General features: G+C 44.3%; 11 protein-coding genes. 8 read left to right on the top strand and 3 right to left on the bottom strand.

Going from position 1 to position 12,919, the window contains the following annotated elements; genetic code table 11:
• Nucleotides 1–28: 28 nt before the first annotated feature.
• A complete protein-coding gene (locus NFU07_RS07260) occupies nt 29–1,015 on the bottom strand; it encodes a nuclease-related domain-containing protein (protein ID WP_251476252.1) in 987 nt (328 codons plus the stop codon).
• 125 nt (nt 1,016–1,140) lie between these two features.
• On the bottom strand, nt 1,141–2,418 hold the full coding sequence (locus tag NFU07_RS07255) for an MFS transporter (protein WP_251476250.1): 1,278 nt from the start codon (nt 2,416–2,418) through the stop codon (nt 1,141–1,143).
• Between the two features lie 206 nt (nt 2,419–2,624).
• Between NFU07_RS07255 and NFU07_RS07250 the strand changes: the two genes are divergently transcribed.
• From NFU07_RS07250 to NFU07_RS07235, 4 genes are all read left to right on the top strand, one after another.
• On the top strand, nt 2,625–3,392 hold the full coding sequence (locus NFU07_RS07250) for an exodeoxyribonuclease III (RefSeq protein ID WP_251476248.1): 768 nt from the start codon (nt 2,625–2,627) through the stop codon (nt 3,390–3,392).
• Nucleotides 3,393–3,479: 87 nt separating this feature from the next.
• Complete coding sequence (locus NFU07_RS07245) at nt 3,480–4,811, top strand: hypothetical protein (protein ID WP_251476245.1); 1,332 nt, start codon at nt 3,480–3,482, stop codon at nt 4,809–4,811.
• A gap of 27 nt (nt 4,812–4,838) precedes the next feature.
• On the top strand, nt 4,839–7,190 hold the full coding sequence (locus tag NFU07_RS07240) for a coiled-coil domain-containing protein (protein ID WP_251476243.1): 2,352 nt from the start codon (nt 4,839–4,841) through the stop codon (nt 7,188–7,190).
• Nucleotides 7,191–7,202: 12 nt separating this feature from the next.
• On the top strand, nt 7,203–7,799 hold the full coding sequence (locus NFU07_RS07235) for a class D sortase (protein WP_251476242.1): 597 nt from the start codon (nt 7,203–7,205) through the stop codon (nt 7,797–7,799).
• A 62-nt stretch (nt 7,800–7,861) separates the two neighbouring features.
• Here the strand turns inward: NFU07_RS07235 and NFU07_RS07230 are convergent, their stop codons facing one another.
• The gene (locus tag NFU07_RS07230; RefSeq protein WP_251476240.1) at nt 7,862–9,052 is read right to left on the bottom strand and encodes a CDP-glycerol glycerophosphotransferase family protein; all 1,191 of its coding nucleotides are present in this window, start codon (nt 9,050–9,052) and stop codon (nt 7,862–7,864) included.
• Between the two features lie 177 nt (nt 9,053–9,229).
• Here NFU07_RS07230 and NFU07_RS07225 point away from each other — a divergent pair, with 177 nt between their 5' ends.
• The 4 genes from NFU07_RS07225 to NFU07_RS07210 all read left to right on the top strand — a co-directional run bounded on the left by NFU07_RS07225 (nt 9,230) and on the right by NFU07_RS07210 (nt 12,903).
• Complete coding sequence (locus NFU07_RS07225) at nt 9,230–10,843, top strand: catalase (protein WP_251476238.1); 1,614 nt, start codon at nt 9,230–9,232, stop codon at nt 10,841–10,843.
• A 200-nt stretch (nt 10,844–11,043) separates the two neighbouring features.
• Nucleotides 11,044–11,508, top strand: a complete 465-nt coding sequence (locus NFU07_RS07220) for an RNA polymerase sigma factor (RefSeq protein WP_251476236.1) — start codon at nt 11,044–11,046, stop codon at nt 11,506–11,508.
• Nucleotides 11,505–12,719: a hypothetical protein gene (locus NFU07_RS07215; RefSeq protein WP_251476234.1), complete on the top strand. Its 1,215-nt coding sequence runs from the start codon at nt 11,505–11,507 to the stop codon at nt 12,717–12,719. The genes NFU07_RS07220 and NFU07_RS07215 overlap by 4 nt, the downstream gene beginning before the upstream one ends.
• 19 nt (nt 12,720–12,738) lie before the next feature.
• On the top strand, nt 12,739–12,903 hold the full coding sequence (locus tag NFU07_RS07210) for a hypothetical protein (protein ID WP_235197366.1): 165 nt from the start codon (nt 12,739–12,741) through the stop codon (nt 12,901–12,903).
• The last annotated feature ends 16 nt before the right edge of the window (nt 12,904–12,919 follow it).

Genomic DNA, 12,919 nt, shown 5'->3' with positions numbered 1-12,919 from the left:
TTAAATTATACGAGCGACTTCACACCTTTTACGAGCGAATTGCCTCAAAGACATAATTTGTTCCTTTAAATGATCCCTGTTTTTTAATTTCCATTCCTGCCATAAGTCTTTTGACTACATGCCGATCCTCTATTTGCAAAATCTCCCGGCATCTTTTATTCGTCAGCGGTTCGTCGGTCAGCATTATCCAGTCTTTGAGTGTGCGAATGTGGGCATTTTTGTTTGAAACGCCGCAACTCGGACAAACCCATGTCCCGTACTTGCGTTTCATGCCAATGCGGCTGCAAGGCTCACACCAGACGCCGTGCTGCATCGCTTCGACAGGAAAAGCGGAATTCGCGCAGATCGGCTCGTGTGCATAAGGGGAATGTGCCGCTGCCAATTCAGTTGCGAGCTTCTCCATTTCGCTCAAACTCAGGATTTCTTTTTCAGACTGCAGTTTTCGTAAAAACATCGGCAGCTGATTCGAAAACAGCGCGATTTGCTCTCTCGGCAAGTTTTCCGGCATCTGTTTCGTATAAGAAAATACGAGCACGGAACGGATCGGTAAAAAATACGCCCGAGAAGAAAGCCATTCTTCGAGCAGCCATTCGTTTGTCGCCATTTGTTCAATGGGGCTTTTGCGCCCGATGACTGAGCCGTCTTCTTTCGTTTGGATGAGCTGTGGAGGCGATTGTTTAAAGAACAGGCGGCCGGACATATTCTTCACTTCGAACACATAGACACACCAAGGTGTGATCAACAACGAATCCAACTGGAAAGGGAGGACCGATTTCAGTGGAACATCATGTAAAATAAGATGCGGAAAATCGATTTTGCTCATCGAAAAATACGCATCAAATCGTTTTTCCCCGTTAATTCCAGATTCAGCATTCCATAAGTCATTTTTCGCCAATATATACGATGGATGGGTTTTGGGCAATCGCCTCAACAGTACTTCTGCACGTTCTTTATCAGCAGTCTCATTCCTCGTTTTCCATAGCACAGGCATCCCCGCTTTTTTAACTAAAACCATAGCACGTCCGCAAATTCAAAAACAGACTTCCTTCCATAATAAATATTTGAAGCGCCAAAACGCACCAAATCTCGAATTTGAAAAATAAAAACTGCCCAAGCCGAAGCATGGACAGTTAAAATACTTTATTCCGGAGCGACTTCATCGACTGGTGCATGGGGAGTCGGTTCTGGGACTCGTGATAGGATGACCAATCCGATAATGAACAGAACCACTAAACTGAAAACGCCCATGCTTGAATTCCCGGTTACTTGAGAAGTGACAGCAACAAGCAATGGCCCGAGAATCGCTGCGAATTTCCCAAAGATATTGTAGAAGCCGAAAAATTCGTTGGAGTTCTCTTTTGGTACAAGTTTTCCGAAATACGAGCGGCTTAGCGCCTGGATCCCGCCTTGGCTCGTTGCAACGAGCATAGCGAGAATCCAGAAATCGGTGATCGTTTCCAGGAAAAAGGCATAAATGCAGACAACGATGTAAACGCAGATGCCGACATAGAGCATTTTCTTGCCTGTGAAACGTTCAGACAGGCGACCGTATAAAATAGCAAAAGGTGCAGCCACCACTTGAGTGACGAAGAGCACAATCAGCAAACTGGTCGAACTTAAACCGAGATCGGTGCCGTATGCTGTCGACATGGAAATAATTGTGCCAACGCCGTCAATATAAAAGAAATACGCAATCAGAAACAAGAACAGCGCGCGGTATTGGCGGATTTCCCGAATGGTTTTCCCAAGACGCTTAAAGCTTTGGGCAACGGGACTCGGTTCGCGTTCAATGTAATAGCGTTGATGGACGTTTCGGAGCAGCGGGATGGAGAAAACGATCCACCAAACAGCAGTGATCAAAAAGGCGATGCGGCTGGCGTTGATGACGGAAACCGGAATGACATTATTCGTAGCAAGCAAAATGACGGCAATGGACAAGATAAACGGAATCGTCGAACCGATATAGCCTAGCCCGTATCCAAAAGCCGATACATTATTCATCCGTTTTTCTGTCGTAACGTCAACGATGAAAGCATCATAGAACAAGTTGGCCCCAGTTGCACCTAAAGCTGCGAAAGTATAGCAAATGAGCAGCATAAGCCAATTATCGCTTGGAATAAATGCGAGCATGGCGGTTGAAACGGTGCCAAGCAGGAAAAATCCGGTGAAAAATTTCTTTTTCATGCCTTCGTAATCAGCGATGGTGCCCATAATTGGCCCGATCATGGCTAAGATGAACGTGAAAATAGCGATAGTATAGCCTAAATAAGCGGTTGAATCCGATAAACTGACTCCTGCTTCGGTAGCTGCAGACTTATAGAACAGCGGAAAAACAGCAGTAGTGATGATAATGGAATAAGCTGAATTCCCCCAGTCATAGAACGCCCAACTCTTTTCTTCCTTTGTGAACTTTTTCATCTCTCTATCCCCTTTGTCTTTATCCCCCGTAATTTCTAGCTGTAGATAAATTCATTGTACAAGAACGTCCTTAAGAAAACTGCAAGTTTAGCGATATTCACTGAAATTTTACATAATTTTATTTGAACTGACAAAAAATCGCTTGTTTGAGAAGGTGCTGCCTTTTCAGTACACTAAAGGATAGAAGAGAAAAGGAAGGTGCAGTTTTGAAGTTTATTTCATGGAATGTCAATGGCTTGCGGGCCGTTATGAAAAAAGGATTTATGGATTTCTTTAAGGAAGTCGATGCAGATGTATTTTGCCTGCAAGAAATTAAATTGCAGGAAGGGCAGATTGAAATGGATCTTCCCGGTTATTACACCTATTGGAATTATGCAGAGAAAAAAGGCTATTCGGGTACGGCTATTTTCACCAAACAACAGCCGCTCTCTGTAAACTATGGGCTGGGAATAGCGGAGCATGATACAGAAGGGCGCGCCATCACCTTAGAATATGAAGACTATTATATTGTGACCATTTACACGCCTAATTCCCAGCACGGCCTGCTTCGATTAGACTATCGTTTGCGCTGGGAAGATGCGCTTCTTTCCTATATAAAAAAACTGGATCACCAAAAGCCAGTTATTCTTTGCGGGGATTTAAATGTTGCGCATGAAGAAATCGATTTGAAGAACCCAAAAGCCAATCGGAAAAATTCGGGCTTTACGCCGGAAGAACGCGGGAAGATGACGGAGTTTCTTGGAAGCGGCTTTATTTATACATTCCGCTATTTTTACCCGGAGCAGAGCGGGAGCTATTCCTGGTGGTCGTACCGCTCGAATTGCCGGGAAAAGAATGTAGGCTGGCGCATTGATTACTTTATTGCTTCTGCCAAGTTGGCGTTGAAATTTAAAGGGGCCAAAATACATAAAGACGTCTGGGGATCAGATCATTGTCCGGTGGAATTAACTCTCAAAAATTTAATAGAAAAATAATCCAAATAAGTTTTAAATAAACTCTTGTAGGGAATCAGATAATCATCATGTGAATTATTTGATAATTCGCGCTAAGGAGGTGAAAATTTGAAAAAGGGAATCTGTACTTTTATCATGGGTGCCTGTTTAGTAGCCTTATCGCCGTTCGCTGCACATGCGGATGAACTGGAGAAACCCGAAGAAAAGCCTGCAGGATTAATTAGCGGCACCTTGGATACGGTTGGAAAAACAGTTGGAAATGTCACAGGGCAAGCAGCTGAGTCGACGGGTTCAATCTTAAAAGAAACCGTTGGAAGCGTTGACAAGACGGTTAAAAATACGCTCGAATTTACAAGCAATACTTTGAAGAAAACCGCTGATCCAGTTGGCAATAAAATCATTTCTTCCACTTTAAAAGATACGGGGAAACTTGTAGAAAAAGTGGTCGGCAACACAAGGCCGGTAGCGAAGACTACTGTGAAAGAAGTGACAAATACTACTGAAAAAACGACTTCCGAAGTATTTAAAACAGTTGATCAGACGGTCAATAATTTGCCGGAAGTTCCAGTAGTGACGCCTGTCGTGAAAGAAGTGAATAAAACCGTAACCAAAGTGACGTCAGGTGTTCAGAAAACAGTTGAAAAGACGAATGACGCGGTCAATGGGACGGTGGAAGCGGTAACGGATACGGCAGAAAAAACAGTCGGCAGTACAACAGAAGTTATTGATAAAACAGCCGATTTGCCGTATCAGGAAGAAAAAACGCCAGCTTTGCCGGCCCCAGAAAAGGGTGAGCAAGCTGCACCGGCTCCAGTTGAAAATCCTGTGACAGCTCCGTCTCCAGAACCGTCAATTCCTGTCGTCGACACGCCTGCGGTAATTGAAAAACCAGTTGCAGAAGAAACTGTAGAAATTCCAACTCCTGCAGTTAATGAACCGGCTAAAGTTCCTGTCGAGTCGATGAAGCCAATTGTTGAAGAAGCATCAGCAGTGGTTCAAGGAGAAACGCCTGTTTTAGAAATTGAAAGCGGCCTTACTCCTTCAGCGGCACGCGGAGCTGATATTGACGCGACTACAGAAGCTTTAATTTATGTGGGTGAATTGGCAGAAGGGGAAAAAGAACTGGCTGCAAGTGGAGAAAATAAAGCAGCGGCAACTGTCAACAACACAAAGCAGCCGGCTTATCCGGAAGACCAAGACCAGGGGCGTTCGATAGCTACTGTACCTGCATCGTCAAGTTCTTCTTCATCGGTCTTTGCTTCAAATTCTTTTGCCGCACATCATGCGGACCTAGGTATGGGCACCTTGTCGGATGCCGAAGTTTTTAAAGCATCCACCGAAAAGCTATGGTATCACAAGAACAGTTATGCGATTATTCAATGGATTCACACTCCGTTAAGGAAACCACCCATTCATACTCCTTTTTTATATGTGATTTAAATCATAATAAAAAAGGAGAGGGAATTAATGAAAAAAACTTGGATAACTTATACTGGAGCGGCTTTTGGGATTTGGGCAACATTGAATTTTGCACCTTCGCTTGTGCAGGCGGAAGGCGAAGCATCAGGACAGCTTGAGTTGAATATTGATTTATTGAGTGAAGAGGAAATCCTGAGTGTTGAAACTTCTGACCTTCCCGTTGCAGGAAGTGTGGATATCGAAATTCCTAAAACACAAGAAGCCGCAAGCAGTGAAGAAAGTATAAGCGAAGAAGCTGCAGTAAATGTCTCGTTGGAAGATTCTGTTTTGGATGATGTAGAAGTTCAACTATTGACCAGCACAGAATCTGAATCGACTGAGAAAGAGGCCGCAGTGAATATATCCGTGGAAGATGCGATCATCGCGGACCAAGTGGAAGCCGAAGTGCTGAAAAGCGAAAGCTCGGCAACAGCTGCTGATTCTTCCGAGAAAGAAGCTGTAATCGATGTATCGATTGAAGAGACGATCATTACGGAGCAAGCAGATGTCGAAGTGCTGAAAAATGAAAGCACAGCATCAGAATCAGGCACTTCCGAGAAAGAAGCTGTAGTAGATGTGAAATTGGAAGAAACGCCTGTTGACCAAGTGAACGTAGAGGTGTTGAAAGATGAGAACACGATAACCGAAACAGACAGCTCTGAAAACCAAGCCGTCGTTGATGTCTCAATCGAAGATGCATTAGTTGCGGATGAGCTGGAAGTGGAAGTGCTTAAAAACGAAAGTGCCGCGACGGAAACAGACAGTTCCGAAAAGCAAGCCGTAATCAATGTATCAACAGAAGACACAGTTGTTACTGATGAGGTAGCGATCGATGTTTTAAAAAGCGAGAACTCTTCATCTGAAACAGAATCTTTCCAGAAAGATGCAGTGGCTGATGTTGCGATCGAGGAATTAATTGCGGTCGGGCAAACGGATCTTGAAGTCTTGAAGAACGAAAGCTCGGTAACCGAAGACGAACTTTCTGAAGAACAGGCAGCAGTTGACCTAGCTTTGGAAGAGTTGATCGTTGCAGGGCAAACAGATCTTGAAGTCTTGAAGAACGAAAACTCAGTAACCGAAGATGAAATTTCTGAAGAACAGGCAGCAATTGACCTAGCTTTGGAAGAGTTGATCGTTGCAGGGCAAACGGATCTTGAAGTCTTGAAGAATGAAAACTCAGTAACCGAAGACGGACTTTCTGAAGAACAGGCAGCAGTTGACTTAGCTTTGGAAGATTTGATCGTTGCAGGGCAAACGGATCTTGAAGTCTTGAAGAACGAAAACTCAGTAACCGAAGACAAAATTTCTGAAGAACAAGCAGCCGTTGATTTGGCTTTGGAAGATTTGATTTTAACGGGGCAAACAGGATTGGGGCTTCTGAAAAATGAAAGCACTGCCACAGAAAATGCCTCTACTGAAGAACGTTCAGTGTTGGATCTTTCACTTGAAGATCTATTGGTTGCAGATAATTTAAATCTTCAAATATTGCCGGAACGAAACTCAACATCTGTTGATGGAGCCGCAACTGAATCTTCAGGTTTCGAAGGGATTCTGCATCTTGGATTAGACAATTTGCCTCTTTTGGGAAATCTTCATGTAGGATTGCTTGAAAATCAAAACAATGCAGATGAAAGCGGGCGTTCTGCAGGTTCAAGTCTTTTGACCATCAGTTTACTGGATGGAATTCTAGGTGGACTTGATGTAACCTTATTGGGCAATGAAGGATTTGCAGCGGCACCGCCAACTGCAACACCAGAAACTCCGGGTGAAGAAACGCCAGGCACAAACCCAGGTGAAGAGCCAGGTACAGAAACGCCGGGAACAAACCCAGGTGAACAGCCAGGCACAGAAACGCCGGGAACAAACCCAGGTAAACAGCCAGGCACAGAAACGCCGGGAACAAACCCAGGTGAACAACCAGGTACAGAAACACCGGGAACTACGCCAGGTGAGCAGCCGGGCGCGGAAATACCGGGAACTACACCAGGAGAAGAAACCCCAGCATTGCCAGGTGCTCCGGTAGGCGATGGATCTCTATCAGGTGGAGATGTGATTGGAAATGATGGAAATACCGGAAATGCCGGAACAGGTACCTTGAATGGATCAAATGGAGAAAGAAATGGAAACAATGATTCTAGCGGCCGTGATGCATTAATTGGATTGACGGCTTCGGCAGGAACTTCTCCTCTGGACTTGATGGATTCCCAATTGGCATTTGGATCTGACGGCAATGCGGCAAACGGCGATTCGGCAATGGCTTCTACTTTGCCGAAAACTGGCGGTCCAGTCGACAGCATGGTGGTTTTGATTGCAGCATTGCTTTTACTTGCAGGCGGAATCACAATGCGCCGCTTTGCTTAAAGGAAAATAGCTATGAAAAAATGGATGAGCAACTTAATGATTGTTGCAGGATTAGTTTTATTGATTGTCCTCGCTTGGGGGATGAAACAAACAAAAGAAGAACAGCTGGGATTAATTGAAGCATTCGAGTCGGTGAAAACAGAAGCAAGCACCGAACTGCCTTTGCAAAATGAAGCTTTTGGCATCACTGCTGAAGCAGCTGAACTGCCCGACGGGGTGGAAGCTGTTTTGACGATTCCTGCCATCGAGTTGAAATCGCCAGTTTTAGCAGGTGCATCGCCTGCCAATCTGGATAAAGCACTGGGTTCGATCGAAGGGTTGGATGAACCGGGGGAAATGGGTGGGAGCTACGCCATAGCTGGCCATCAAGCCCATGTGTTCGGCAAGTTTTTCAATCGCTTGGACGAACTCGAATCAGGAGACCGTTTCACTCTTGAAACCATCAATGAGGAAATGGCTTTTGAAGTGTTTGATATTCAAATTGTAAAGCCAGAGCAAGTGGATGTTCTGAAACCGAAAAAAGGGATGGCGTTGGTATCGCTAATTACCTGTTATCCCGAAAATTCGAATGAATTCAGATTGATTGTCCAAGCAAAAAAAGTGGAATAACCGAAAAAGCACAACCGGAAGCTGATCACTTCTGCTTGTGCTTTTTCATTTGGCATTTTATTTTAAGCTACTCCCAGAACGCGCTGGGCCAAACGTTCGCAATTTTGCTGATCAAAAAAGTCGATATATTTTGGTGCGAGCGGATACCATTCATTGGTGTTTATGCCGCCTTCAATAATCTTCGCAAGGCTTTGGTAAACTTCCTCCACGGTTGCAGCTTTGTAGCCATACAAATCTTTATCCAAGTCCAAATAGGAACCGCGTTTTGCCTCATATTCTTCCTGGTCGAACATATTGAAGATGATGGGCTTATTCTGATACAGGAAGTCCCAGGAAACGCTTGTAATGTCAGTCAGCAGCATGTCGCTTTCTTGAATGCTGCGTTCAATGGAGACGCGCTGGGAATCGAGAAATTCAATATTGCCTTCGGAATCGCCGAGGCTTGTAAAGTAATTCTCAAATTTTTTCATGAAAGGATGTAGGGCAATTTCCAACAAAACCTCATTGCGCTGAAGCAGCTCACGGATGCCTTTATGCTGGATGATGCCGACGGTGTTTTTAAAATAAGCGCTGTTTAAAAACTCTTCTTCGCTTAATCCGTAAAGCCATTCCCGCCAAGTCATCATCATTAGGATGTTTTTGACTTGTTCTGCAGGTTTATTGGTCGGGTAGCGGTCGAAACGAGGGAATCCGGTGACAATCAGTTTGTTCTCTGGGATCTTCCATTTCGTTAGCTTCAGTTCTTTTTCATAGTTCGATGCGCAATTGAAATAATCCGTACGCTTTAGCAACGGTACATCTTCTTTTTGAATCAGAATTTTCTTGAATCCTTCGATGCCATGGCTAATATGGGTAATGACGGTTTTTTTATTGAGGAATAAAAACTTATCGACAGAAGGCGCAATGTCATACATTAGTGAATGTCCATGGAACGTATAATCTGCTTTGAAAAAAAGAAAATAATTCTTAAAGCTGCCAAGCGGAATCGCATTTGGAATTTTGCCGTTTAAGGCATATGTAGTCTTCGGATCATACATCCAGTACGCAGTCACTTGGTCTGAATGGTTTTTGGTGAGGTAGGTGTGAAAAACGGATGCGTTGTCTTCGTATTTTTCACCGAGGTTACCGCCGACTAAAACGATCTTTTTCTTCTCTTTGCGAGTGGAAAAGCGGGTAATTAAATAAGCAGCCGAAACTTTCAAAAAGACTTTCAATGGATCCAATTTTCCTTTTTCTTTTAATGTTACACTCATTTCCAGCCCTGCTTTCTCTCTGTTGTTATTCCTTCAGTTTTTCATATTTCTGTCAGTTTGTCTATCTGCAAGCAAGGACAAAAACTTCTTTATTAAAAAGAGGGATTCTAAGTTTAGCTTGGGCGGATAAAGGGAAGATGATAGGGTGATAGACTATTGTGGAGGAGGATTCTTTTAATGAAGGAAAACCATGAAGAGTTTAAAAACAAAATGGGCACTGGTGAAGACGAATCAACGTTAACAGACCGTCAAGGCCATCCGATACGAGACAATCAGAATATACGGACTGTCGGCAACCGTGGCCCGGCTACTTTAGAAAATTATCATTTCATCGAAAAAATCTCTCATTTCGACCGTGAAGAAATCCCAGAACGAATTGTTCATGCGCGAGGAGCGGGTGCATTCGGTTATTTCGAAACTTACGGCAAAGTCGGCGATGAGCCGGTAGAAAAATATACACGCGCTAAAGTATTTTCAGGTGCAGGCAAGCAGACACCTTTAATGGTGCGCTTCTCGACAGTGGCAGGATCTCGCCATTCTTCTGAAACGGCACGCGACCCACGCGGGTTTGCAGTTAAAATGTACACAGAAGACGGCAACTGGGACCTAGTCGGAAATAACTTAAAGATTTTCTTTATTCGTGATGCAATGAAATTCCCGGACATGATTCATGCTTTTAAAAACGACCCGGTTTCAAACGTTCCAAACCCTGAGCGCATGTTTGACTTTGTAGCACGCACTCCGGAAGCGACGCATATGATTACGTTCCTGTTCTCGCCATGGGGCATTCCGGCGACTTACCGCCATATGCAAGGTTCAGGCGTAAACACGTATAAATGGGTGAATGATAAAGGCGAAGCCGTTCTTGTTAAATACCATTGGGAGCCAAAGCAGGGCATCCGCAATTTAACGCAGGCGGAAGCCAACGAGATTCAAGCGGAAAATACAGGCCATGCAACAGAGGATTTGTTCGAATCAATTGAACGCGGAGATTATCCGGAATGGGAGTTGTTCGTTCAAATTATGAGCGACGACGAACATGCGGAACTTGATTTTGATCCACTAGATGATACAAAGTTATGGCCACAGGATCAATTCCCATTCCTTCCTGTCGGAAAAATGGTCTTGAACCGCAATCCGGAAAACTACCATGCAGAAATTGAACAGGCTGCATTCGGTACAGGAGTTTTAGTTGACGGACTTGATTTCTCTGATGATAAGATGCTGCAAGGACGTACATTCTCGTATTCCGATACACAGCGCTATCGCGTTGGAGCGAACTACCTGCAATTGCCGGTTAACGCACCGAAGAAACGTGTGGCAACAAACCAATATGGCGGTGCGATGGACCGTAAAGTTGAGCATGTGCCAAATCCGCATATCAATTACGAGCCATCTGTACTTGGCGGCGTAAAAGAAGCGGAGCTGGTAACACCGGATCATGAGCCGGCGTATAATGACAAAGTGATGAAAGCGCCAATCGACCGTACGAACAATTACGGGCAAGCGGGTGAAACTTACCGCAGCTTTGAAGATTGGGAACGCGAAGAATTGATCAATAACTTGGGCGACGCATTATCTGTTTGCGATCCACGCATCCAAGAAGAGATGATCCATCATTTCACGCAGGCGGACGAAGACTACGGACGCCGTGTACGTGAAAACATGGAAGCGAAAATCCAAGCAATGAAAGAAATGAAAGACAATGGCCCGAAAGTATACGGCAAGCCTGCAGCGAGCAAAGTAGCGCAAGCGGCAGCGAGCAAAGGGCATGAAGCAGACCCTTATTAAGAATTAAATAAAAAAACCGGCAAGCCTTTTGAAGGTTTGCCGGTTTTTTGCTGTGAAAGATCGAGAGAAGGAACGGCTTGAAAAGAATATGCTTCACATTAATTTAGTGTTTCAAAATTTTTTTGTTTTTTTCAAACACTTTGTCCTTCCCATCCGTTATCTTAATGAATAAGGAAATACAGCAGAAAGCGGGGAGTGGGATGGAAGCGAATACGATGTATGACAGTTTAATAAAAGACATCACCCGGTTCGCCCGCTCCATCTCCCGCCACGAGCAGGAAGCAGACGATTTGGTTCAGGACGCTTGGGAGAAGTCATTGAAAGAAAAAGAGTTAGAGCACTTACCGGTTTACAAACAGCGCGCTTGGTTTTTTCGGGTGATGAAAAATCGCTTAATTGACGATCGGCGAAAAGAAAGCCGGTTGTCTGCCTGGGAAGAAGAAATCGATTTTCCCGAAAAGCCGGCTTCATTGAATCATTTAGAAATGGTCGAATTACTGGGCCAGTTAACGCCGGAGCTAAGTGACCTCGTATTTAAGCGGTATTGGCTGGGCATGGCCAGCAGCGAAATCGGAAAACAAGTGGGAGCGCCTGCTGCAACCATTCGCTACAAACTGCACCACGCAATAAAGCAATTGAGAAAACAGTTGGAGGATGATTTATGATGGGACAAAAAATTGGCAATGTGGGACTGCTGAATTTATTGAATGCTACAGAGGAAAGCGTAAAAAAAGTCGAACGAATTGAAAATGTAGGAGCGGTGATTTATCGTTCCGGCAATGCGCATCTGCTCGGCGCATTAACGATCGGCAATTTAGGAGCAAGCCTCGAACTGCCGGAAGATTACCGTTATTATAACGGGGAACTGGCAGTCGATTCCGCCTATCTTCAATCGCTCGGCGGCGAACAGAAATTATTAGTGAACGGCACGGTCGTATTCAAAAAGGATGTTGCAGCAGAAGATCTAGAAAAGCGGCAGCTAATACTGATTGTCAATGGCGATATATATGCGCCAGAACACCTAATAGGATTAGTCAGCCGGCTGTTTCCTGAAGGCAATCGAACATTAAAACCGTACACAGGGCAAACTCCTTACTTTGAAAATAGCCATTTCAAACTCAGCAACTCTTTCTTGCATGCGGCAGAAGCGCCGATGTATTTAGTGGTTAGCGGTGTCGTCGATTTTGCAAAAGACCTGGACATGGTTCTGTTTGACGAAAAAATCGGCCAAATCGACGTTAATGGGGTTCTTCGGATCCACGAAGAACAGGAAAGCGCACTTTACCGAAAAATGAAAACGGCAGCCAATGGCATTATTCAAGTGATTCCCGCCGGTTATGCCGTTTTGCAAAAAGCATTGCGCATCAATTCCCGCTCTATCCGAAGTTTTAAAGAGAAAAAGCTGTTTACTAAAAAGCCGTTGATTTTTGAACCAGGAATTGCACGTGAAGCATTTAATGAAGCTATCGATAATATCAATTCCAAGTCCTATATCATCTGCAGCGAAGAGCTGGAAGATTTGATGTACGAAAAACTGGATCGATTGGAAACTGAGGTCCTATCATATGGGCAGCATTATATGTGGGTGGAAGGCGAGCAAAAATGGTCGGATGCGCAATTCCAGTCACTTGAACCGGCAACCAACCTGATTGTAGAGGGCTTACTGATTTTGGATGAAGACGTGACAGAAGTAACCTTGAACAGCAAGTTAGCAGCAATAGACAATTTTGGCGAAATCAAAGTTTCAAAAGATATTCAAAAAGGGGTTGTCCAAAACAAGTTGCGGGCCAATGAAGGGCAGATAAAAAATTCATCTGATGAATCTGCTGAACATGAACATACAGGCTTGCAGAATGTGGGCGAACTTGCTCTTTAAAGAGAGGAGGCGATTCCGAATGTTCTATACTGATGAAACGGTCAGGCAGCAAAAAATGAAAGATATGAAGGCGGAAGTGGAATATGGGCGAATGCGGAAACGGCAAAAAAAGGACAAGCAGCAATCAAAACGCTCATTATGGATTGTTATTGTCAGCATGCTGCACCTGCATAAGAAAAAATGAAAAAGCTTGGAATCTT

The sequence above is a fragment of the Planococcus sp. NCCP-2050 genome (genome assembly GCF_023708025.1).
In the GTDB taxonomy this organism is placed as follows: Bacteria; Bacillota; Bacilli; order Bacillales_A; family Planococcaceae; genus Planococcus.
The sequence above is the reverse complement of the archived record's forward strand: the minus strand, read 5'-3'. Positions and strand labels throughout refer to the sequence as shown.

What these genes read in the sequence shown, in the direction of transcription:
- NFU07_RS07240 (WP_251476243.1), top strand. Translation starts at nt 4,839, where the DNA reads ATGAAAAAAACTTGGATAACTTATACTGGAGCGGCTTTTGGGATTTGG.
- NFU07_RS07255 (WP_251476250.1), bottom strand. Translation starts at nt 2,418, where the DNA reads ATGAAAAAGTTCACAAAGGAAGAAAAGAGTTGGGCGTTCTATGACTGG.
- NFU07_RS07230 (WP_251476240.1), bottom strand. Translation starts at nt 9,052, where the DNA reads ATGAGTGTAACATTAAAAGAAAAAGGAAAATTGGATCCATTGAAAGTC.
- NFU07_RS07225 (WP_251476238.1), top strand. Translation starts at nt 9,230, where the DNA reads ATGAAGGAAAACCATGAAGAGTTTAAAAACAAAATGGGCACTGGTGAA.
- NFU07_RS07210 (WP_235197366.1), top strand. Translation starts at nt 12,739, where the DNA reads ATGTTCTATACTGATGAAACGGTCAGGCAGCAAAAAATGAAAGATATG.
- NFU07_RS07220 (WP_251476236.1), top strand. Translation starts at nt 11,044, where the DNA reads ATGGAAGCGAATACGATGTATGACAGTTTAATAAAAGACATCACCCGG.
- NFU07_RS07215 (WP_251476234.1), top strand. Translation starts at nt 11,505, where the DNA reads ATGATGGGACAAAAAATTGGCAATGTGGGACTGCTGAATTTATTGAAT.
- NFU07_RS07235 (WP_251476242.1), top strand. Translation starts at nt 7,203, where the DNA reads ATGAAAAAATGGATGAGCAACTTAATGATTGTTGCAGGATTAGTTTTA.
- NFU07_RS07260 (WP_251476252.1), bottom strand. Translation starts at nt 1,015, where the DNA reads ATGGTTTTAGTTAAAAAAGCGGGGATGCCTGTGCTATGGAAAACGAGG.